The organism is Stenotrophomonas sp. GD03794 (assembly GCF_029842145.1).
Taxonomy (GTDB): Bacteria; Pseudomonadota; Gammaproteobacteria; order Xanthomonadales; family Xanthomonadaceae; genus Stenotrophomonas; species Stenotrophomonas riyadhensis.
Genome location: NZ_JAOCFV010000073.1, coordinates 1 through 20,815 on the forward strand (window position 1 = coordinate 1; position 20,815 = coordinate 20,815).

Below are 20,815 nucleotides of genomic sequence, written 5' to 3' on the forward strand. Positions count from 1 at the left end.
GTCGACCAAGGTCGACACCTACCAACAGCCCCCGGAATCTGTCAGAGGTGGGGCGGTGTCGGATGGCGGGGTGTCAGCCGCATGGGCCCGAGGCATGCCTCGGGCGGGTTGGGCAGGACGCCCAACCCCGGTCTTGCCGTGTGCGCAGGAATGCGCACGCGAGCAAGCGGCTGCCAAGCCCCCATGGATGGGTTCACGGCGCCCCCGCCATCCGACACCGCCCCACCAAACCACGGAATGCCGCTGTTGCTGTTGCTGTTGCTGTTGCTCTGGCTTGACGGCTTCGGCAGGTGCAGGGCGCAGCCCTGCCGATACCCTCAACGGCGGCGGCGCTTGCGGTCCACGTACAGGGTCCTGGCGATGCTCAGCACGATGCCGACACCGATACCCACCACGCAGCCCAGCAGCAGATTGTCGGCCCCCAGGCCCACACCCACGCCGACCACGGTGGCGATGACCATTTCGGCGTTGTGGGAAATCGGTTCGGGCTTCGGGGCGGACATGCGGGCTCCAGCGTCAGATCAGTTCTTCGGGATGGGCCAGTAGCCCGGAAACGACGAAGCCGGGTTGCCCCGGCCTCGTCTGGTGTCACGTGCAGAGGGCCGTCAGTGCGATTCGGCCGGGCCTGCGATCGGCGGCAGCGGACGGGCGTCGCCGCCCTTGTCGTTGCCACCATCCTTGTTCGACTTGTTCCAGCCGGCCGGCGGCGGCGGATCGCGGCCTTCCATGATGGCGTCGATCTGCGGCGCGTCGATGGTCTCGTACTGCAGCAGCAGCTGGGACATCGCGTGCAGCTTGTCCAGGTTGGCCGTCATCAGCTCGGTGGTGCGTGCGTAAGCCTCGTCGAGGATGTTGCGCACTTCCTCGTCGATGCGGCGCGCGGTGTCGTTGGACACGCTCTTGTGCTGGGTGACCGAACGGCCCAGGAACACCTCGTCGTCCTCTTCACCATAGGCGATCGGGCCGAGCTGGTCGGACAGGCCCCACTTGGTGACCATGTTGCGGGCCATCTTGGTGGCGCGTTCGATGTCGTTGGAGGCGCCGGTGGTGACCTTGTCGGCACCGAAGATCAGCTCCTCGGCCACGCGGCCACCGTACAGCGAGCACAGCTGCGACTTGATCGCCACGCGGTTCATCGAGTACTTGTCGCCTTCCGGCAGGTACATGGTCACACCCAGCGCACGGCCGCGCGGAATGATCGTGACCTTGTAGACCGGGTCGTGCTCGGGCACCAGGCGGCCGACGATGGCGTGACCGGCTTCGTGGTAGGCGGTGAGGGTCTTCTCTTCTTCGCTCATGGCCATCGAGCGGCGCTCGGCACCCATCAGGATCTTGTCGCGGGCACGGTCGAAGTGGTCCATGCGGACCTCCTTCTCGTTGCCACGCGCGGCGAACAGGGCGGCCTCGTTGCAGAGGTTGGCCAGGTCGGCGCCGGAGAAGCCCGGGGTACCACGCGCGATCACCATCGGCTCGACATCGTCGGCCAGCGGCAGCTTGCGCATGTGGACCTTCAGGATGTGCTCGCGGCCCTTCACGTCCGGCAGGCCGACCACGACCTGACGGTCGAAACGGCCCGGGCGCAGCAGCGCCGGATCCAGCACGTCCGGACGGTTGGTCGCAGCGATCACGATCACGCCTTCGCCACCTTCAAAACCGTCCATCTCGACCAGCAGCTGGTTCAGGGTCTGCTCGCGCTCGTCATGACCGCCGCCCAGGCCGGCGCCACGGTGGCGACCGACGGCGTCGATTTCGTCGATGAAGATGATGCAGGGGGCGTGCTTCTTGGCCTGCTCGAACATGTCGCGCACGCGGCTGGCGCCGACGCCGACGAACATTTCCACGAAGTCCGAACCGGAGATCGAGAAGAACGGCACCTTGGCTTCGCCAGCGATGGCCTTGGCCAGCAGCGTCTTGCCGGTACCCGGGGGGCCGACCATCAGCACGCCGCGCGGAATCTTGCCGCCCAGCTTGGTGAACTTGGACGGGTCGCGCAGGAAGTCGACCAGCTCGCCCACTTCTTCCTTGGCCTCGTCGCAGCCGGCGACGTCGGCGAAGGTGACCTTGATCTGGTCTTCGCCCTGCAGCTTGGCGCGCGACTTGCCGAAGGACATCGCGCCCTTGGCACCGCCGCCACCGCCCTGCATCTGGCGCATGATGAACAACCAGAAGCCGATGATCAGGATGACCGGCAGGAAATTCATCAGGATCGCGCCGAGGGAAATGCCGCTGGACGGCTCCTCCTGCACGATTTCCACGTTCTTGGTACGCAGCACGTTGATCAGGTCACGATCGAACGGCGCGGTGATGGTGGACGACTGCCCACCGCGGGTGGTGTAGGTCAGCTGGCTGGTGCCGCCGCGCATGTCGCCACCAAAGGCGACCTTCTGCACGTTGCCGCTGTCCACCTGGTCCAGGAACTGCGAGTACGACGCGCCCTGCGCGCCGGCCCCGGAGGACTTCGGCGAGAAGCTCTGGAAGACCACCATCAGCACGACGGCGACGACCACCCATAGCAGGAGGTTCTTGGTCAAGTCGTTCATCCTCATTGGCTCCGGTGTTCCTCTCAGTGCTGGCGTTGCGTTGGGGTCGAACTTGCGTACATTGCGAGCTTACTTCATGTGGGCGCGTTTTCCCTGACCCAAGGCATACACCTCGGGAGAGCGCTTGCGCGAGGCTTCCGGCTTGCGGATGGAGACCTTGTCGTACCGGCGGCGCATGTCGCGCACGTAGTCGTCAAAGCCCTCACCCTGGAACAGCTTGATCAGGAACGCCCCACCGGTCTTCAGGTGGTTGTCGGCAAAATCCAGGGCCAGCTCCGCCAGATGCATCATCCGCGGCTGGTCGACCGCGCCTACACCACTCTTATTGGGGGCCATGTCCGACAGCACAAGGTCTACCGGCTGATCCCCGAGCATGGCTTCAAACTGCGATAGGACGGCTTCTTCCCTGAAGTCACCATGAAGGAACTCCACGCCGGCCAGTGGCGGCATGTCCAGGATGTCCAGGGCCAGCACACGGCCGGTGTCGCCAATCTGTCTCCGAACCTGCTGAGACCATCCACCCGGGGCCGCACCGAGGTCGACCACCACCATGTGCGGCTTCAGCAACCGGTCACGTTCAAGCAGCTCTTCGAGCTTGTAGGCCGCGCGCGAGCGCATGCCTTCGGCCTGGGCCTTCTTCACGAAGGGGTCGGAGAAGTGTTCCTTGAGCCAGCGCTGGCTGCTTTTGCTGCGGGTAGCCATTGAAAATAGGGGCTGATGGGGTCCTCATGATACCCTGATCGCCCCATTCAACCGTGTTTTCCTGCATGTCCATCGCCCTGACCGCTTCCCAGACCCGTTTCCTGCGCGGCCAAGCCCACGACCTGAAGGCCCTGCTGCAGACCGGCGGCAAGGGCGTGACCCCGGCCTTCATCGCTGAGCTGAACGAAGTGCTGGAGCGCCACGAGCTGGTCAAGGTGAAGGTCGCTGCCGAGGATCGCGACGCCCGTGACGTGATGATCGGCGAGATCGTCGAAGCCACCGAGAGCGCACTGGTGCAGCGCATCGGCCACGTCGCCGTGCTGTACCGCCCGAGCAAGGAACAGCGCCAGATCGTGCTGCCGCGCGGCTGATCGCCCTACTGCCATGCAGCTGAACCACGAACCGCCGGATTACGCCTACAGCCTGCGCGCGGCCGACGGCCGTTCGGCCCGGGTCAACGACCAGGTGCTGGGCAGCAGCTTCTTCCTGACCCCGGACCAGCTGGTCACGCAATGGCCGGTGGTGAGCGCCACCGCGCTGCAGGTGGCCGACCTGGAGCCGATCCTGGCGCTGAATCCGGCGCTGATCGTGCTCGGCACGGGTGACCGCCAGGTGTTCCCGCCGGCGGTGGTGATGGCCGCCTGCCTGTCACGCGGCATCGGCCTGGAAGTGATGAACAATCCGGCTGCCGCGCGCACCTTCAACATCCTGGCCGGCGAAGGCCGCAAGGTTGCGGCTGCTTTCATTCTGGAAGGCTGAGTTCGAGGCGTCGGGCGCGCCCCGGCGCTAGCCGCCAGAAGCGGTGCAGCGGAAGGCCGAGAACTGCTTCAGTCGCCCGATCAGGTTGCCGCCTTGCCCCCAGCGGATATCCATGACCTTCCAGTCCGGGCCCTGCCGCTGCAGCAGGACCCGGTCGGTCCAGCGATAGTCGCCCACCGCCATTTCGACGGGCACCCAGCTGGCATCGCCGCTCGTCGCGGGCAGCCCCACCTTTACCGCTTCCGGCCGATCCGGCGCCATGAGATACGGGCTCTGGTCCAGCATGTGCGGCTTTTCGTCAGGCGCGGCCAGCGCCGCACAGGTCCGCTCGTAAACGCGCTGCGCATCGATGGCTGAGCGCAGCGCATCGCCCAGCAACGGCGGAATGGTCGCTTCGTCCGGAGCCGGCGCCTGGACGGCCGCGTAAAGAAGGGTGACCACGTCGCGCGGATCGCTGGCTGCGGAGGCCAGCGGAGCGACGATGAGCAACGCGAGAGTGGAAGCAAGACGGAGCATGGGGCGCCGGATCGACTGGGACCGCTCAAGAATGCCGGGTATCCCGTCCGCCGTGAAGGTGAGCCTGCGACACACAAGGTCGCAAATGACCACTCTGCAGTACCCGGGCCGAGCATGGCTCGCCTCTACAGGCCAGGAACGCCGGGCATGGCCCGGCGCTATCGCATCTGACGATCAGCGTGCCGGCAGGTACTGCTGCGGGTCGACCGGCTTGCCGTTGTAGCGGATCTCGAAGTGGACCATGTCGCGGTTCGCACCGGTACGACCCATCTCGGCAATCTGGTCACCGGCCTTCACGCTCTGCCCTTCGTTCACCAGGCGCTTGCGGTTGTGGCCATAGGCCGACAGCCACTGGTCGCTGTGCTTGATGATGATCAGCTCGCCGTAGCCGACCAGGCCGGCACCGGAGTACACCACCACGCCGTTGGCGGTGGCCTTGACTGCCTGGCCGCTGGTGCCGGCGATGTCCACGCCCTGCTTGGTCGCGTCACCTGCAACGTAGCGGCCGACGATCGCGCCATCGGCCGGCCAGCGCCAGGCGATGTTGCTCTTCACCGGGCCAACCGGCGCCGGGGCTGGTGCGGTGCTGCCGGTGCTGCTGCCACCCGAGCGCGGCGGGGTGACCACCGTGGTGGGCGCGCGACCGCCGCTGGCACCGGCCGGATACAGCCGGATCACCTGCCCCGGATAGATCGTCGAGGGGTTGTCCAGGCTGTTCCAGGCGATCAGGTCCGCCGGGGTGATGTCATGGATGCGGGCCAGTGCATAGATGGTGTCGCCCTTGCGCACCACCACGGTCTGCCCGGGCTTGGGCACCGAGGACTTCGGCGTGGTCACGCCACCACCAGTGCTGCCACCGCCGGGGCGAACCACGGTAGCGGTGCCACAGGCGGCCAGGGTGGAAACCAGCAACACCAGCGCGCCGATGCGCACTCCCTTGCTCAGACGATCAGGACTCATGCGAACTTCGACCTCCATACAAGCCAGGCGATCAGCACCACCGCCAATGCGGTGGCGATCCAGCCCAGCGGTTCAATCCAGCGACGCAGCGCCGCTTCGGCACGCGCACCACCGATACGGATGACCGCGGCCAGCACGAACACGCGCTTGCCGCGACCGATCAGCATGCTCAGCAGGTACTGCGGCATCGGTACGCCGACGATACCCGATGCCCACGTGAAGACCTTCATCGGGATCGGCATGAAGCCGCCCAGCACCAGGAAGGTGAACACCGCCCACGGCGATTCAGCCATCTTCGCCTGCACGGTGGTGATCCCCTGCTCGATGGCCGGAAGCATGCCCAGCGCCTCGAACAGCGGCTTGATCGCCTCGAAGGCGAAATGGCCCAACGCATAGCCGATCAGCGCGCCGGCCATCGAGCCGGCCAGGCTGAGGGTGGCAAACCACCAGCCACGCTTGGGCTGGGCCACGCACATCGGTGCCAGCATCACTTCCGGCATCACCGGGAAGATGATCGCCTCGAAGAAGCTCAGCACCGTCAGGTAGGTTGGCGCGCGCTCGTGCGCGGCCCACTTCATCGCCCGCTCGTACAGCGGCCCGAAAATCTTCATGCAACCCTGCTCCGTGGATTAGTCGAGCATGCCAGACAGCAGCGGTACGAAGGTGACCGGCGCCAGCACGTGTTGTTCGATGCTGCCGTCAGCCTTGCGATCCAGCTGTACCAGCGACTGCGCGCTGGGGCCGCCGACCGGAGCCACCAGGCGACCGCCTTCGGCAAGCTGCTCGATCAGCACATCGACCAGCGCTGGCGCCGCTGCAGTGACCACGATGGCATCGAACGGACCGTGCTCGGCCCAACCAACGCGACCATCGTCATGCTTGGTGCGGATGTTCATGCCCAGCGCGCGGAAGCGCTTGCGCGCCTGCCGCAGCAGATCGCCGATGCGCTCCACGGTGTAGACCTCCAGGCCCAGCGCACCAAGGATGGCGGCCTGGTAGCCGGAGCCGGTGCCCACTTCCAGCACCCGTTTCGGCGCCACCTGGAGAACGGCCTCGGTCATCCGCGCGACCACCCAGGGCTGCGAGATGGTCTGGCCGTGGCCGATCGGCAGCGCGGTGTCTTCATACGCACGCGAGGCCAGTGCCTCGTCGATGAACAGATGGCGCGGCACCACCCGGATCGCGTTCAAGGTGGATTCGTCGGCAATGCCCGCTTCGCGCAGGCGGTCGACCAGACGGTCGCGCACGCGCTGCGAGGTCATGCCGATACCAACGGCTTCCGGCTGCAGGCGCAGTCGCGGACTCATGCCGGCCGGTCCAGCGCGGCGCTGAGGCCGCCCACCCAGCTGGCCACCTTCTCCAGCGCCTGATAGCGGGTCAGGTCGACCTGGATCGGGGTGATCGAGATGTGGCCGGTGCGCACTGCATGGAAATCGGTGCCGGGGCCGGAGTCCTGCTCACGGCCGGCCGGGCCGATCCAGTACACCTCGTTGCCACGCGGATCCTTCTGCGCGATGCAGCCTTCGGCACGGTGACGGTTGCCGAGGCGGGTGACCTCGAAGCCCTTGACCTCGCTCCACGGCAGGTCCGGCACGTTGACGTTGAGGATGGTGTCGGCCGGCAGCGGGTCGGCCTTGAGCCGGGCGACGATCTCGACTGCGGCGCGCGCGGCGGTCTCGAAGTGCTTCGGATCGTGGTTGCGGCTGACCAGCGAAACCGCCACCGCCGGCAGGCCAAGGAAGCGGCCTTCCATCGCCGCCGAAACGGTGCCGGAGTAGATCACGTCATCACCGAGATTGGCGGCATTGTTGATGCCGGACACGACAATGTCAGGCTCGAACTCGAGCAGCCCGGTCAGCGCCAGGTGCACGCAGTCGGTCGGGGTACCGGCCACCGAAACGGTGTAATGGTCGATGCGCTTGAGGCGGATCGGCAGGTCCAGGGTCAGAGAGTTGCTGGCACCGGAGCGGTCACGGTCGGGGGCGACCACTGTCACTTCGTGGCCGGCCTCGCGCAGCACCGAGGCAAGCATCCGGATGCCTGCGGCGTCAACGCCATCGTCGTTACTGACCAGGATTCGCATCTTCGATTTAACCGCTTGATTTTCCAAGAATTCGATTCCGTCACCGTGCAGTGTGGGCGGGACCGTCGTACTCCCCTGCGGAAGCCGTCGACCCTGCAAGGGCATCGTCTATTGTGCCGCATGCGAGCCGCCGGTCCTACCCTGTCGGCGGTCATGACCGACATCGAACCGTCATAGGCAGACCTGCGCCGGCGGTTTACCCTGTGCGCATGTCGCACCCTGAAGACGAAGATCCGGCCGCATTGTTCCGTGCGGCCATCGGCGAAGTGACGCCACTGCGCAAGGACGCCGAGCCGGCGCCTGCCGCGCCCCGGCCGAAACCGCGCGCGCGCATGGCCGAACGTGACGAGGCCGAAGCAGCCGGCGAATTCGCCCGGCTGCTGCGCGACAGTACGCCGCTGGAAGCCGGTGACGTAGCCAGCTATCGCCGAGACAATCTGCCACCACGCCTGTTCCAGCGCCTCAAGCGTGGCCAGTACTCGGTACAGGACGAGCTGGACCTGCACGGCGCCACCGCTGCGCAGGCCGAGACGCTGCTGCGCCAGTTCCTGCTGGAGGCACATGCACACGACTATGGCTGCGTGCGCATCATCCATGGCAAGGGATTGCAGTCCGATGGCGGTGCGCCGGTGCTGAAGAACCTGGTCGATCGCCTGCTGCGGCTGCGCAACGACGTGCTGGCATTTCACTCGGCACCGACCGGACAAGGCGGTACCGGCGCGATGCTGGTGCTGCTGGCGCGCAGATGAAAAAGGGGACGGAGGGAATTAAGTCGTTTGTGCCACAAACGACTTAATTCCCTCCGTCCCCTTTTCCTGTCAGGCCTGAGAGGCGTCTTCGACCGGGCCGAGCTCGTGCAGCACGGCGGTGGCGTAGCAGCCCGGCGGCAGCGCGAACGATAGTTCCAGCACGTCGTCGGCCAGCCACTGGTGCTGCAGCAGCGCCGGACGCAGGCGCAACGCGCGGCGCTCCTGCTTCAGGCGCGCGTCTTCCAGGCCGGCCCGCAGCGCCTTCGATTCCTCGTCGTCCAGCGCGGCCAGTTCCAGCTCGCGCGCCGCATCGGTGCTGCGCAGCTCGCCTTCGCCCCACAACGGCGCGCTGGGATGGATGTCGAAACGCGCCAGTCGCTCGGCCAACACGTCGGTGTACGGCTCGGGTCCGAACACGCTGCGGCTGCCATCGAGCATCCACACTTCGCCATCGAGCGGCTGATCCCAGTTGCCCTGCTCCACGCGCGCGGCCAGCACGCGGTTGAACAGCGCCGAACGGGCGGCTGACAGCAGCAGCGAACGCTGGTCCTTGCGCATGCGGCGGCCACCGAACATCGCCAATGCCGCCGGCACGTTGCCGCCGTCGCGGCCAAAGCGCTGTTCGCCGAACCAGTTTGGCAGGCCGCGCTCGGCAATCTGCTGCAGGCGCTCACTGATCGCTGCAGCATCACCCTGCACCTCGCGCAGCACCAGCTTGAAGCGGTTGCCGGCCAGTGCGCCACGCTGCAGCTTGCGGTTGTGCCAGGTGGCTTCGAGCACTTCGATCTCGTCACTGGCCAGCTCGGCCAGGTCCGGCGCAATGCGCTTGGGCAGGTGCACGCTGAAACGCTGGGTGGTGACCGCGTGGCGGTCTTTCATCCCGGCGTAGCTCACCGCCATTTCCGGCAGACCGGCCCACTTGGCCAGCAGCTTGGCCACATGCACGGTGTTGGCGCCGCGCTTGCGGATGTGCAGCAGCAGGTGTTCGCCTTCACCGGTGGCCTCGAAGGCCGGCAGTTCGTCAACCTGGAAATCGTCCGGCGTGGTGCGGATACGCGCCGTCAACAACGGCGCACCAAACGCCAACGGCAGCGGGATCATGCCGCCACCAGCAGTACCACCGCCTGTGCGGCGATGCCCTCACCGCGGCCGGTGAAGCCCAGCTTCTCCGACGTGGTGGCCTTGACGCTGACCGCGTCCAGCGGCAGCTGCAGCAGCCCGCCGATGCGCTCACGCATGGCCAGCGCATGCGGGCCGACCTTCGGACGCTCACAGATCACGGTGATGTCGGTGTTGCCGACACGCCAACCGCGCTCACGCAGCAGGCTGTCACAGTGACGCACGAAATCGCTGCTGTCGGCGCCCTTCCAGCGGTCGTCACTCGGCGGGAAATGCTGGCCGATATCGCCCAGCGCCAACGCGCCGAGCATGGCATCACACAGGGCGTGGAGGATCACGTCGCCATCGCTGTGCGCGAGCACGCCGCAGCTGTGCGGCACGTTCACGCCGCCAAGCATGATGTGATCGCCTTCACCGAAGGCATGGACGTCGTAGCCCTGGCCGATGCGGACGGGCGGGAACGGTGCGGTGCTCATGGATGCAACCCTTGCAACAGGGCCGCGCGGACGGTCAGCCGGCGCGGCGGGAAAGTACGAATTCGAACCGGTCCAGATCGGCCGGGGTGGTGACCTTGAAGTTGTCCTCGCTGCCTTCCACCAGCAGCGGGCGCTGGCCCTGGCGCTCCATGGCCATGGCCTCGTCGGTGACGTCAACACCGGCGGCCGCGGCTTCGGCCAGCGCGCGGCTGAGCTGGTGACGGCGGAACAGCTGCGGCGTCAGTGCACGCCACAGGCGCTCGCGCGGCTCGGTCCCATCGATGCCACCATCGTCGCCGGCACGCTTGAGGGTGTCGCGCACCGGTGCGGCCAGGATCGCCCCGACCGGATCGGCACGGCCGACTTCAAGCAGGCGGCCGAGATCGGCCAGCGACAGGTTCGGTCGCGCGGCATCGTGGACCAGCACGAATTCGTCGGCGCGCACCGAGTCCGGCAGCGCCTGCAGCCCGGCCAGCACCGAGGCGGCACGGGTCGCGCCGCCGATGCAGGTCAGCACCGGCTTGCCGGCCCACTCACTCCAGCCCGGCCAGTCGGCATCGTCCTGGCCGATCACCACCATCGCCCCGGCCACGGCCGGGTGCGCCAGCAGCGCGTCCAACGTGTGGGCGAGCAGGATCTGCCCGCCGGCCTGCAGGTACTGCTTGGGCAGCGGCGCACCGAAGCGGGTGCCGCGGCCAGCGGCCGGAACAACGACCCAGATCGCCGCGCTCATGGCACGTCTGCCGGGTGTTCGCCGGCCTGGGCATTGACGCCTGCGGCAGGCTGCACCGGACGGACCGGCGCATCCTCGACCACGCGGTAGAACTTCTCGCCGGGCTTGATCATGCCCAGCTCGCTGCGCGCGCGTTCCTCGATGGCGGACTGGCCTTCCTTGAGGTCCTTCACTTCGGCAGCGAGCGCGTCGTTGCGCTGCTGCAGACCCTCATTGTCCCGCTCCTGGTTGGCGACCTGGGCTTCGAGCATCATCACTTCACCCGAGTTGCCCGGACCGAACCAGAAGCGGTACTGCAGCCAGCCCAGCAGCAGGGCCAGCACCAGCAGCATCCAGCGCCAGTCGCGCATCGGCTCAGCGCTTCAGCGAAACGAACGCGTCACGACCAGCGTAACGCGCGCTGGCGCCGAGGGCTTCCTCGATGCGCAGCAGCTGGTTGTACTTGGCCACGCGATCGCTGCGGCACAGCGAACCGGTCTTGATCTGGGTGGCGGTGGTGGCCACTGCGATGTCGGCGATGGTGGTGTCTTCGGTTTCGCCCGAACGGTGCGAGACGACGGCGGCATAACCGGCGCGGTCAGCCATGGCGATCGCTTCCAGGGTTTCGCTCAGGGTGCCGATCTGGTTGACCTTGATCAGGATCGCGTTGGCGGTGCCCGAGTCGATGCCTTCCTGGAAGATCTTCGGGTTGGTCACGAACAGGTCGTCGCCGACCAGCTGGACCTTCTTGCCGATGCGGTCGGTCAGCAGCTTCCAGCCGGCCCAGTCGTTCTCGGCCAGGCCATCTTCAATCGTGATGATCGGATACTGCGCGGCCCAGTCGGCGAGGAAGTCGACGAACTGCTCGGAGGTCAGGCGCTTGTTCTCGCCGACCAGGTTGTACTTGCCGTTCTCGAAGAACTCGCTGGAGGCGACGTCCAGGCCCAGCAGCACGTCTTCACCGGCGGTGTAGCCAGCCTTGCCGATCGCTTCGAGGATGGTGTCCAGCGCTTCGACGTTGCTGCGGAAGTCCGGCGCGAAGCCGCCTTCGTCACCGACCGCCGTGCTCAGGCCGTGGCCCTTCAGCACCGACTTCAGCGAATGGAAGATTTCGGTACCGGCACGCAGCGCTTCGGAGAACGAGGTGAAGCCGACCGGCAGCACCATGAATTCCTGGAAGTCGACGTTGTTGTCGGCGTGTGCACCACCGTTGATGATGTTCATCATCGGCACCGGCAGCGACGGGGTCACGCCGGTCTTGGCGGCCAGGTACTGCCACAGTGCCTGCTTGTTCGATGCGGCGGCGGCATGCGCAGCGGCCATCGAAACACCCAGCAGCGCGTTGGCGCCCAGGCGGCCCTTGTTCTCGGTGCCGTCGAGGTCGATCAGGCGACGGTCGAGGCCGGCCTGGTCGGTGGCTTCGAAGCCCTTCAGCGCATTGGCGATGGTGGTGTTGACGTTGTCGACAGCCTTGCGCACGCCCTTGCCCAGGTAACGGGTCTTGTCGCCATCACGCAGCTCGACCGCTTCCTTGGTGCCGGTCGAGGCGCCGGAGGGAACCGCGGCACGACCGAACGAACCGTCCTCCAGGATGACTTCGGCTTCCAGCGTGGGGTTGCCACGGCTGTCGAGGATTTCACGGGCGTGGATGCTGCGGATCGTACTCATGGTCGGGCCGGTTACCTGTATGGAGAGGGGGCGACAAAACGAATGCCGCGTGATTATCCCCGGCTGCCCGCCACTTGCCAAATGGCGTGGGCGGCTTCAGCCCCAGCTGGACCCGATCACGATCAGGACCATCGACACCAGCATCACCAGCAATGCACCGGCAACCGCTGCCAGGATGGGGCCACTCCGCCGTCGCCAGGCCAGCACCATCGCCACCGGGCTGCCCAGGAAGGACAGCACCATCGTGACCAGCGCGCCCAGCAGCCACCACTGCGTTTCCTGCACGCCGTTGTTTCCGTCCCCCGGCGGCCGGAAACCGGACGTGAAGGCCAGCACGCCCACCACCAGGGCGATCCAGGTCAACACGGACAGCCCCAGCGCGATCAGGCCCCAGGGCCAGCCACGCGCCGACGTGGTCGTATTCATCAAAGCAATCCGTAGAACAGGGCACCCAGCCACAGCGAGAGCAGGATGATCGCCAGGCCAGCCGTCACCTTGCCGCGGTTCAGCCGCCAGGCCAGCACCGCGGCCGCGACGCAGCCCACCGCACCGAGCAGCTCCGCGACCAGCAGCGCAATGAAGTACGCGCGCAGATCGAGCGCGCTGCTGCCATCACCCGGGGGGCGCACCGACGCGGCACCGATCAGCACCAGGCCAAACATGCCCACGGTGAACAGCACGGCCAGGCCCAGTGCGATCAGGCCCCAGGGCCACTGTTTCCAGTTCCGGCGGTGACGCTGGGCTTCCAGCGCCAGCCACGGGTCACGACTCACGCGAAGCGCGAGAAGCCGTGCTTCTTGGTCACCGCATCGAGTTCCATCAGGGTCTCGAGCAGTGCTTCCATCTGGTCCAGCGGCCATGCATTGGGGCCATCGGACAGGGCCTTGGACGGGTCCGGATGGGTCTCGGCGAACAGGCCGGAGATGCCCACCGCCACGGCGGCACGAGCCAGCACCGGCACGTGCTCACGCTGGCCACCGGAACTGGTGCCCTGCCCACCCGGCAGCTGCACCGAATGGGTGGCGTCGAACACCACCGGGCAACCGGTATCGCGCATCACCGCCAGCGAGCGCATGTCGCTGACCAGGTTGTTGTAGCCGAAGCTGGCACCGCGTTCGCAGACCATGATCTGATCGTTGCCGGTGGCCTTGGCCTTCTCCACGACCGGCTTCATGTCCCACGGCGCCAGGAACTGGCCCTTCTTGATGTTGACCGGCTTGCCGGCCGAGCACACCTTGCGGATGAAGTCGGTCTGGCGGACCAGGAACGCCGGGGTCTGCAGCACATCCACCACCGAGGCCACTTCGTCCATCGGGGTGTATTCGTGGACGTCGGTCAGCACCGGCACGCCGATCTGCTTCTTGACCTCGGCCAGGACCTTCAGGCCCTCTTCCATGCCCGGGCCACGGAACGCGGTGCCCGAGGTGCGGTTGGCCTTGTCGAAGCTGGACTTGAAGATGAAGTTGACGCCGAGCTTGTCGGTGACTTCCTTCAACTTGCCGGCGGTATCGAGCTGCAGCTGCATCGACTCGATCACGCAGGGGCCGGCGATCAGGAACAGGGGCTGGTCCAGCCCGACCTCGAATCCACACAGTTTCATGGCGTTTCCTTGTTGTCCGCGGCACCGGCCGGGCCGGTGCGCTGGGGGTTGAAGCGTGCAAGATGGGGGCCAGCGGCCCCCATCACAAGTCAGGCGCGGGCTTCCTGCAGCAGCTTGCCGCCGGCCTTGCGCTCGCGCGCGGCACGGATGAAACCGATGAACAGCGGGTGGCCATCACGCGGCGTGGACAGGAATTCCGGGTGCGCCTGGCAGGCCAGGAACCACGGGTGCGCATCGCGCGGCAGCTCCACCACTTCCACCAGGGTGTCGTCCATCGACTTGCCGGCGATCACCAGGCCCGCATCTTCCAGTTGGGTGCGGTAGCGGTTGTTGAACTCGTAGCGGTGGCGGTGGCGCTCGGCAACCACGTCCTTGCCGTACAGCTCGCGGGCCAGCGTGCCCGGCTTCAGGCGCTGCTCCTGCAGGCCCAGGCGCATGGTGCCACCGAGGTCGCTCTTGTCATCACGCTTTTCGACGTCGCCGGTTGCCGTGCGCCACTCAGTGATCAGGCCGATCACCGGGTTCGGCGACTGGCGGTCGTTCTCGGTGCTGTTGGCACCCTCCAGGCCGACCACGTTGCGGGCGTAATCGACGACGGCCGCCTGCATGCCGTAGCAGATGCCGAAGTACGGCACGTGCTGCTCGCGGGCGAACTTCGAGGTCAGCACCTTGCCCTCGAAACCACGGTCACCGAAGCCACCCGGCACCAGGATGCCGTCGACATCGGCCAGTGCGGCCATGTCGGTGCCTTCCAGGTCCTGTGCTTCCAGCCACTTCAGGTTGACCTTGGTGCGCTGGCGCAGGCCGCCGTGCTTCAGTGCTTCGCCGACCGACTTGTAGGCGTCCTGGTGGTCGACGTACTTGCCGACCACGGCGATGGTCACTTCGTCCAGCGGATGCAGGGTCGCGTCGACCGCGTCTTCCCACATCGACAGATCGACCGGACCGACCTTGTCGGCCAGCTTCAGCTGGTTGACCACGATCTCATCCAGGCCCTGCGCATGTAGGCCCGACGGAATGCGGTACAGCACATCCACGTCCGGCACGCTGATCACCGCGCGCTCGGAAACGTTGGTGAACTGGGCGATCTTGCGGCGCTCCGAATCCGGCACGGCCTGTTCCGAACGGCACAGCAGCACGTCCGGCTGGATGCCGATCGAGCGCAGCTCCTTCACCGAGTGCTGGGTCGGCTTGGTCTTCAGCTCACCGGCGGCGCCGATGTACGGCACCAGGGTGAGGTGCATGAACAGCGCCTTCTCCGGGCCACGCTCGGTGCGCACCTGGCGGATCGCTTCCAGGAACGGCAGCGACTCGATGTCGCCGACGGTACCGCCGATCTCGACCAGCGCCACGTCGTAGCCTTCGGTGGCTTCGTCGATGCAGCGGCGGATCTCGTCGGTGATGTGCGGAATGACCTGCACGGTCGCGCCCAGGTAGTCGCCGCGGCGCTCCTTGCGGATCACGTTCTCGTAGATGCGGCCGGTGGTGACCGAGTTCTTGCGGCTCAGGCGGGTACGCACGAAGCGCTCGTAGTGGCCCAGGTCGAGGTCGGTCTCGGCACCGTCGTCGGTGACGTAGACCTCACCGTGCTGGAACGGGCTCATGGTGCCCGGGTCGACGTTGATGTACGGGTCGAGCTTCATCATCGTGACCTTCAGGCCACGGGCTTCGAGAATGGCGGCCAGTGACGCAGCGGCAATGCCTTTGCCGAGCGAGGACACCACGCCGCCGGTTACGAAAATCAAGGGAGTCATGGCTGCAAGCATCCTGTCTGGAAATGGAAAACGGCAGCACCACGCGCACCCGGAGGGCAGGCATGGTGCTCGGAGGGGGTTTTCCGGTTCGCTGGGACAGCGAGGGAGGTGCGGATCCGCGCGGCGGCAGGCGCCGGACGGGGACCATCGTGCGAGGTCGGGGTGGCCGTGCCGGTCAATTCGACCGTCACCTGCGACCCGCCATGCTGGAAGCCACGCTTGGCCGCTCCAGCCCATTCGCAAATGGTGGACACGCACTTACTCCCGGAAAGCCATAGTTTACAGATTGATGGCCGCCAACCCAAGGGGCAGACGCCACGTTCCCAAAAAGAAACGCCCCGCTGAGCGGGGCGTTCCGGAGCGCAACCCTTGTCGCAAGGGCGCCTGGCAGGGGGCAGGATCAGCGCTTCTTGCGCGCTTCTTCCTCTTCTTCCTTCTGCGGCGCCGGCTGGCCCTGCGCCTTCATTTCGGCATTGGCCTGCGCGCGGCGCTTGGCCTTGGCATCGGCTTCGGCCTGCGCCTTGTCGGCCTGGTCACCCTGCTGCGGGGCCGGCTGGCCGGCGTTCTGCGCCACCACCAGCGGCACTGCAACGGCGGCAGCGGCCAGGATCGCAATGGTCAGCAACTTCTTCATGAGGTCCTCCTCGCGGTATGGCTTGGACGTTTCGACCCAACGGGGGCCGCCGGCGTTCAGATTCCAGCGACTGCCATTTTACCCCCTCTGCGTCGCCGAGACTGAACCGCAGGCGTGCAAAATCCCGTGCCAGACCCCACACTTGCCCGTCGCTCCAAGCTTTCGAAGACAGATGAACGCCCGTTATAACGCCGCCGATATTGAAGTCCTGTCCGGCCTTGACCCGGTCAAGCGCCGTCCCGGCATGTATACCGACACCGCGCGCCCGAACCACCTGGCGCAGGAAGTGATCGACAACTCGGTGGACGAGGCCCTCGCCGGCCATGCCCGCTCGATCGAGATCACCCTGTACAAGGACGGCAGCGTGGAGGTCAGCGATGACGGCCGCGGCATGCCGGTGGACATCCACCCGGAAGAGAAGATCCCGGGTGTCGAGCTGATCCTCACCCGCCTGCATGCGGGCGGCAAGTTCAGCAACAACAACTACACCTTCTCCGGCGGCCTGCACGGCGTCGGCGTCAGCGTGGTCAATGCGCTGTCGACCCTGGTCGAGGTGCACATCAAGCGCGAAGGTGCCGAGCACCGCATCACCTTCCGCAACGGCGACCGCGCCACCCCGCTGGAAGTGGTCGGCAGCGTCGGCAAGAAGAACACCGGTACCCGCGTGCGCTTCTGGCCGGACCCGAAGTACTTCGACACGCCCAAGTTCGCGGTGCGCGCGCTCAAGCACCTGCTGCGCGCCAAGGCCGTGCTGTGCCCGGGCCTGACCGTGAAGCTGACCGACGAGGCCACCGGTGAAGTCGATACCTGGTACTACGAAGACGGTCTGCGCGATTACCTGAAGCTGGAGCTGGGCGATCGCGAGATGCTGCCGGCCGAGCTGTTCGTCGGCAACCTGAAGAAAGACACCGAGATCGTGGACTGGGCCGTGGCCTGGCTGCCGGAAGGCGAACTGGTACAGGAAAGCTACGTCAACCTGATCCCCACCGCCCAGCATGGCACCCACGTCAACGGCCTGCGCACCGGCCTGACCGAGGCGCTGCGCGAGTTCTGCGACTTCCGCAACCTGCTGCCGCGTGGCGTCAAGCTGGCCCCGGAAGACGTATGGGACCGCGTGTCGTTCGTGCTGTCGCTGAAGATGACCGACCCGCAGTTCAGTGGCCAGACCAAGGAACGTCTGTCCTCGCGCCAGGCCGCCGGCTTCGTCGAAGGCGCCGCCCACGATGCCTTCAGCCTGCTGCTGAACCAGAACGTGGAACTGGGCGAGAAGATCGCGCAGATCGCCATCGAGCGCGCCAGCGCGCGCCTGAAGACCGAAAAGCTGGTCGTCCGCAAGAAGGTGACCCAGGGCCCGGCCCTGCCTGGCAAGCTGGCCGACTGCATCAGCCAGGACCTGTCGCGCACCGAGCTGTTCCTGGTGGAAGGTGATTCGGCAGGTGGCAGCGCCAAGCAGGCACGCGACAAGGATTTCCAGGCGATCATGCCGTTGCGCGGCAAGATCCTGAACACCTGGGAAGTCTCGTCCAACAGCGTGCTGGCCTCGGAAGAAGTGCACAACCTGGCCATCGCCATCGGTTGCGATCCCGGCAAGGACGACATCAGCGGCCTGCGCTACGGCAAGGTCATCATCCTGGCCGACGCGGACTCCGACGGCCTGCACATCGCCACCCTGCTCACCGCACTGTTCCTGAAGCACTTCCCGGCGCTGGTCGATGCCGGCCACGTGTTCGTGGCGATGCCGCCGCTGTTCCGCATCGACGTGGGCAAGCAGGTGTTCTACGCCCTGGACGAGGAAGAGAAGCGCACGATGCTGGACAAGATCGAGCGCGAGAAGATCAAGGGCGCCATCAGCGTCACCCGCTTCAAGGGCCTGGGCGAGATGAATCCGCCGCAGCTGCGTGAATCCACCATCCACCCGGATACCCGTCGCCTGGTGCAGCTGACCGTGGACGATCGCGAGCAGACGAGCTCGCTGATGGACATGCTGCTGGCCAAGAAGCGTGCGTCGGACCGCAAGGGCTGGCTGGAGACCAAGGGCGACCTGGCTTCGCTGGAAGCCTGATCCCTGACCGGGGTCGGATCCGTTTCCCAGCGGGGAACGGCTCTGACCCCAGGCACGCGGCAAGACGGTCGGCAGTGGGGTCAGAGCCCTTTCCTGCGGAAAGGGATCCGACCCCGGCCATTCACGGCAGCCGGGCATCGGCTCTACAGGCATTACGACCCCATCGGCAAACCCGGTGGCGCCATAATGCGCGTCCATCCGTGTGGACCACCGTATTGGCCAGCCACTCGCTGCTGTTCCCCGGCCTGCCGCTGCACAGCGCGCGCCTGGTCCTGAGCCCGATCCGCCGTGACGACGCCGCTGCGCTGTTCACGCTGCAATCCAACCCGGACGTGATGCGCTGGTGGAACCACCCGGCCTGGACACGACCGGCCGAAGCCCGCGAACAGATCGACGACGACCTTGCCGCCCACGCCATCGGCACCCAGCTGAAGCTGGCCGTGCGCGAATCGCTGGAGGGTCCGCTGCTGGGCATCTGCGTGGTGTTCGCGATCGATCGAGACGCCTCACGCGCCGAGATCGGCTACCTGCTTGCACCCGATCGTCAGGGCCAGGGCTACATGCACGAGGCCCTGCGGCAGATGCTGGCCTACCTGTTCGGCACCCTCCGCCTGCATCGCATCGAGGCCGAGATCGATCCACGCAATGTGCCGTCGGCACGCGTGCTCGACCGCCTCGGCTTCCACCGCGAGGGCGTGCTGCGCCAGCGCTGGCGCATCCAGGGCGAACTGTCGGATTCGGCCGTGTATGGCCTGCTGGCCGACGATGAGGCGGCCACCGTCCTGCCCGCTTGACCCAATCTGGCCAGTGGCAAGCTCAACGCACGGCCATGCCTTTGGACACATACGGCATGGCCCGCCACCGGCCTAGCATCGGAATCCCCTTCCGCTGCCGATACGGTGCCATGAAGTTCCTGCTGCACACTGCCGCGCTCTGCGTCGGCCTGCTCATCGCCCCTGCCAGCGTGCTGGCCGCGCCCGACGCCAAACCCGATCCGAACGACGACAAGACTGAAGCGCCTGCGCTGCCCGCTGATGCGTCGGCTCGCCAGAGCATGCGCCTGGCCGGCCGTACCCTCGACTACACCGCCACCGTTGGTACGCTGCCGGTGCGTGACGAGAAGGGCAAGGTGATCGCGGATGTGGTGTTCACTGCCTACACGATGCCGGGCAAGGACCGGCCGGTGACCTTTGCGCTCAATGGCGGCCCCGGGGCGTCGTCGGTCTACCTCAACATGGGCGCGATCGGGCCCAAGGTGGTGACCTTCGGCTCCGAGGGTGACAGCGCGTCCGCGCCGGCCACCCTGCACGACAACCCGGGCACCTGGCTGGACTTCACCGACCTGGTGTTCATCGATCCGGTCGGCACCGGCTTCAGCCGCGCGCGCATTGGCGATGACGAAGCGAAGGAGCGGCTGTACAACCCCGGTGCCGACATCGAGTACCTGTCGCGCTCGATCTATGACTGGCTGCTGCGCAACCAGCGCATGGCGTCACGCAAGTACCTGACCGGCGAGAGCTACGGCGGCTACCGCGGCCCGCGCATCACCCACTTCCTGCAGACCCGCCTGGGCGTGGCGATGAACGGCCTGGTGCTGGTGTCGCCGTACCTGAGCCCGACCCTGGAAGACAACGCCGATGTCTCGCCGATGGCGTGGATGCAGACGCTGCCGTCGATCGCTGCAGCGCACCTGGAGCGCCAGGGCAAACTGACCGATGCGGCGATGCGCGACGTGGTGGAATACACCCGCGGCGACTACGCCACTGCGCTGATGAAGGGCCGCAGCGATCCGCAGGCGACCGAGGCGATGCTGCGCCGGGTGACCGAGCTGACCGGGCTGGATGCGCAGTTCGTGCGCCGCGCCGGTGGCCGACTGGAGACGCAGGCCTATCTGCGTGAGGTGTTCCGCGACAAGGGCACGCTGGGCAGCCGCTACGACTCCAACGTGACCGCGTTCGATCCGTTCCCGAATGATCCGGAACAGCGCGCCAACGATCCGCTGCTGGACAGCATCATTGCGCCGACCACCACCGCGATGGTCGACTTCGTGACGCGCGTGGTCGGCTGGAAGGTGGATGCACGCTACCAGGCGCTGAACTACGAGGTGAACCGGCTGTGGGACCGCAACGGCGAGCTGCGCCAGGGCGCGGTGACCCAGCTGCGCCAGGCGGTGGCGATCGATCCGCATCTGCAGGTGCTGATCGTGCATGGCTGGAATGATCTGTCGTGCCCGTTCATGGGGTCGATCCTGACGGTGGACCAGATGCCGGCGATGGGCAGCAATCCGGACCGGGTGCAGGTGCGGAGCTACCCGGGCGGGCACATGTTCTACAGCCGGGCGGACAGCCAGGCAGCGTTCCGGAAGGATGTGCAGGCGCTGTTCAAGCGTAACTGAGGGGTTTGGCCGGGCCTGCGGCCCGGCACCCGCCGGATCAACGGCAACGGCAACGGCAAAAACTGGCTTCCTGAGGGCTGGCGAGG

Annotated in this window: 24 protein-coding genes; 6 read left to right on the top strand and 18 right to left on the bottom strand. The window is 66.6% G+C overall.

Annotated elements, in window-relative coordinates; all coding sequences use genetic code 11:
• Nucleotides 1–317: 317 nt before the first annotated feature.
• From N5D91_RS22460 to rlmE, 3 genes are all read right to left on the bottom strand, one after another.
• Entirely contained in the window at nucleotides 318–503 is a 186-nt protein-coding gene (locus N5D91_RS22460) for a hypothetical protein (RefSeq protein WP_110711848.1), read from the bottom strand.
• 102 nt (nucleotides 504–605) lie between these two features.
• Nucleotides 606–2,540 (bottom strand): ATP-dependent zinc metalloprotease FtsH, encoded by a 1,935-nt coding sequence (ftsH, locus tag N5D91_RS22465; protein ID WP_010485966.1) that lies wholly within the window; start codon nucleotides 2,538–2,540, stop codon nucleotides 606–608.
• A gap of 69 nt (nucleotides 2,541–2,609) precedes the next feature.
• Nucleotides 2,610–3,242, bottom strand: coding sequence for a 23S rRNA (uridine(2552)-2'-O)-methyltransferase RlmE (rlmE, locus tag N5D91_RS22470; protein WP_005409014.1), 633 nt, complete (start codon nucleotides 3,240–3,242; stop codon nucleotides 2,610–2,612).
• Between the two features lie 65 nt (nucleotides 3,243–3,307).
• Here rlmE and yhbY point away from each other — a divergent pair, with 65 nt between their 5' ends.
• The gene (yhbY, locus tag N5D91_RS22475; RefSeq protein WP_004152868.1) at nucleotides 3,308–3,613 is read left to right on the top strand and encodes a ribosome assembly RNA-binding protein YhbY; all 306 of its coding nucleotides are present in this window, start codon (nucleotides 3,308–3,310) and stop codon (nucleotides 3,611–3,613) included.
• Between the two features lie 13 nt (nucleotides 3,614–3,626).
• The gene (locus tag N5D91_RS22480; RefSeq protein WP_153855159.1) at nucleotides 3,627–4,001 is read left to right on the top strand and encodes an Mth938-like domain-containing protein; all 375 of its coding nucleotides are present in this window, start codon (nucleotides 3,627–3,629) and stop codon (nucleotides 3,999–4,001) included.
• A 27-nt stretch (nucleotides 4,002–4,028) separates the two neighbouring features.
• Here N5D91_RS22480 and N5D91_RS22485 read toward each other — a convergent pair whose 3' ends face one another.
• The 5 genes from N5D91_RS22485 to surE all read right to left on the bottom strand — a co-directional run bounded on the left by N5D91_RS22485 (nucleotide 4,029) and on the right by surE (nucleotide 7,560).
• Entirely contained in the window at nucleotides 4,029–4,517 is a 489-nt protein-coding gene (locus N5D91_RS22485; protein ID WP_153855160.1) for a hypothetical protein, read from the bottom strand.
• 174 nt (nucleotides 4,518–4,691) lie between these two features.
• Nucleotides 4,692–5,477: a peptidoglycan DD-metalloendopeptidase family protein gene (locus N5D91_RS22490; RefSeq protein ID WP_164162756.1), complete on the bottom strand. Its 786-nt coding sequence runs from the start codon at nucleotides 5,475–5,477 to the stop codon at nucleotides 4,692–4,694.
• Nucleotides 5,474–6,088, bottom strand: coding sequence for a DedA family protein (locus N5D91_RS22495; RefSeq protein ID WP_164162755.1), 615 nt, complete (start codon nucleotides 6,086–6,088; stop codon nucleotides 5,474–5,476). Before N5D91_RS22495 ends, N5D91_RS22490 begins: the two co-directional genes overlap by 4 nt.
• Nucleotides 6,089–6,106: 18 nt before the next feature.
• On the bottom strand, nucleotides 6,107–6,784 hold the full coding sequence (locus N5D91_RS22500) for a protein-L-isoaspartate(D-aspartate) O-methyltransferase (RefSeq protein WP_110711845.1): 678 nt from the start codon (nucleotides 6,782–6,784) through the stop codon (nucleotides 6,107–6,109).
• Complete coding sequence (surE, locus tag N5D91_RS22505; RefSeq protein WP_075674796.1) at nucleotides 6,781–7,560, bottom strand: 5'/3'-nucleotidase SurE; 780 nt, start codon at nucleotides 7,558–7,560, stop codon at nucleotides 6,781–6,783. Before surE ends, N5D91_RS22500 begins: the two co-directional genes overlap by 4 nt.
• 209 nt (nucleotides 7,561–7,769) lie before the next feature.
• On the opposite strand from surE, the gene N5D91_RS22510 reads away from it, so the two are divergent.
• A complete protein-coding gene (locus tag N5D91_RS22510) occupies nucleotides 7,770–8,309 on the top strand; it encodes a Smr/MutS family protein (protein WP_049462714.1) in 540 nt (179 codons plus the stop codon).
• A gap of 69 nt (nucleotides 8,310–8,378) precedes the next feature.
• On the opposite strand, the gene truD is transcribed toward N5D91_RS22510, so the two are convergent.
• From truD to N5D91_RS22560, 10 genes are all read right to left on the bottom strand, one after another.
• Entirely contained in the window at nucleotides 8,379–9,410 is a 1,032-nt protein-coding gene (gene truD / locus N5D91_RS22515) for a tRNA pseudouridine(13) synthase TruD (protein ID WP_110711844.1), read from the bottom strand.
• Nucleotides 9,407–9,904, bottom strand: coding sequence for a 2-C-methyl-D-erythritol 2,4-cyclodiphosphate synthase (gene ispF, locus N5D91_RS22520; RefSeq protein WP_005409005.1), 498 nt, complete (start codon nucleotides 9,902–9,904; stop codon nucleotides 9,407–9,409). Before ispF ends, truD begins: the two co-directional genes overlap by 4 nt.
• A gap of 34 nt (nucleotides 9,905–9,938) precedes the next feature.
• Nucleotides 9,939–10,637, bottom strand: a complete 699-nt coding sequence (gene ispD, locus N5D91_RS22525; protein ID WP_164162752.1) for a 2-C-methyl-D-erythritol 4-phosphate cytidylyltransferase — start codon at nucleotides 10,635–10,637, stop codon at nucleotides 9,939–9,941.
• Nucleotides 10,634–10,987, bottom strand: coding sequence for a cell division protein FtsB (gene ftsB / locus N5D91_RS22530; RefSeq protein WP_110711842.1), 354 nt, complete (start codon nucleotides 10,985–10,987; stop codon nucleotides 10,634–10,636). The genes ispD and ftsB overlap by 4 nt, the downstream gene beginning before the upstream one ends.
• A 4-nt stretch (nucleotides 10,988–10,991) precedes the next feature.
• Nucleotides 10,992–12,284 carry a phosphopyruvate hydratase gene (gene eno / locus N5D91_RS22535; RefSeq protein WP_180855077.1) on the bottom strand — a complete coding sequence of 431 codons (1,293 nt, stop codon included), beginning with the start codon at nucleotides 12,282–12,284 and terminating at the stop codon, nucleotides 10,992–10,994.
• 96 nt (nucleotides 12,285–12,380) lie between these two features.
• Nucleotides 12,381–12,710, bottom strand: coding sequence for a hypothetical protein (locus N5D91_RS22540; RefSeq protein ID WP_180855075.1), 330 nt, complete (start codon nucleotides 12,708–12,710; stop codon nucleotides 12,381–12,383).
• Nucleotides 12,710–13,057, bottom strand: coding sequence for a hypothetical protein (locus N5D91_RS22545; protein WP_049400375.1), 348 nt, complete (start codon nucleotides 13,055–13,057; stop codon nucleotides 12,710–12,712). The genes N5D91_RS22540 and N5D91_RS22545 overlap by 1 nt, the downstream gene beginning before the upstream one ends.
• The gene (gene kdsA, locus N5D91_RS22550) at nucleotides 13,054–13,884 is read right to left on the bottom strand and encodes a 3-deoxy-8-phosphooctulonate synthase (RefSeq protein ID WP_110711839.1); all 831 of its coding nucleotides are present in this window, start codon (nucleotides 13,882–13,884) and stop codon (nucleotides 13,054–13,056) included. The genes N5D91_RS22545 and kdsA overlap by 4 nt, the downstream gene beginning before the upstream one ends.
• Before the next feature lie 89 nt (nucleotides 13,885–13,973).
• Nucleotides 13,974–15,638: a CTP synthase gene (locus N5D91_RS22555; RefSeq protein ID WP_032130113.1), complete on the bottom strand. Its 1,665-nt coding sequence runs from the start codon at nucleotides 15,636–15,638 to the stop codon at nucleotides 13,974–13,976.
• Between the two features lie 400 nt (nucleotides 15,639–16,038).
• On the bottom strand, nucleotides 16,039–16,272 hold the full coding sequence (locus N5D91_RS22560) for a hypothetical protein (RefSeq protein ID WP_014036734.1): 234 nt from the start codon (nucleotides 16,270–16,272) through the stop codon (nucleotides 16,039–16,041).
• Nucleotides 16,273–16,444: 172 nt separating this feature from the next.
• Here N5D91_RS22560 and parE point away from each other — a divergent pair, with 172 nt between their 5' ends.
• The 3 genes from parE to N5D91_RS22575 all read left to right on the top strand — a co-directional run bounded on the left by parE (nucleotide 16,445) and on the right by N5D91_RS22575 (nucleotide 20,729).
• Nucleotides 16,445–18,334, top strand: coding sequence for a DNA topoisomerase IV subunit B (parE, locus tag N5D91_RS22565; RefSeq protein WP_110711838.1), 1,890 nt, complete (start codon nucleotides 16,445–16,447; stop codon nucleotides 18,332–18,334).
• A 215-nt stretch (nucleotides 18,335–18,549) separates the two neighbouring features.
• Nucleotides 18,550–19,128, top strand: coding sequence for a GNAT family protein (locus tag N5D91_RS22570; RefSeq protein WP_153855164.1), 579 nt, complete (start codon nucleotides 18,550–18,552; stop codon nucleotides 19,126–19,128).
• Nucleotides 19,129–19,238: 110 nt separating this feature from the next.
• Nucleotides 19,239–20,729 carry a S10 family peptidase gene (locus tag N5D91_RS22575; RefSeq protein WP_180855073.1) on the top strand — a complete coding sequence of 497 codons (1,491 nt, stop codon included), beginning with the start codon at nucleotides 19,239–19,241 and terminating at the stop codon, nucleotides 20,727–20,729.
• The last annotated feature ends 86 nt before the right edge of the window (nucleotides 20,730–20,815 follow it).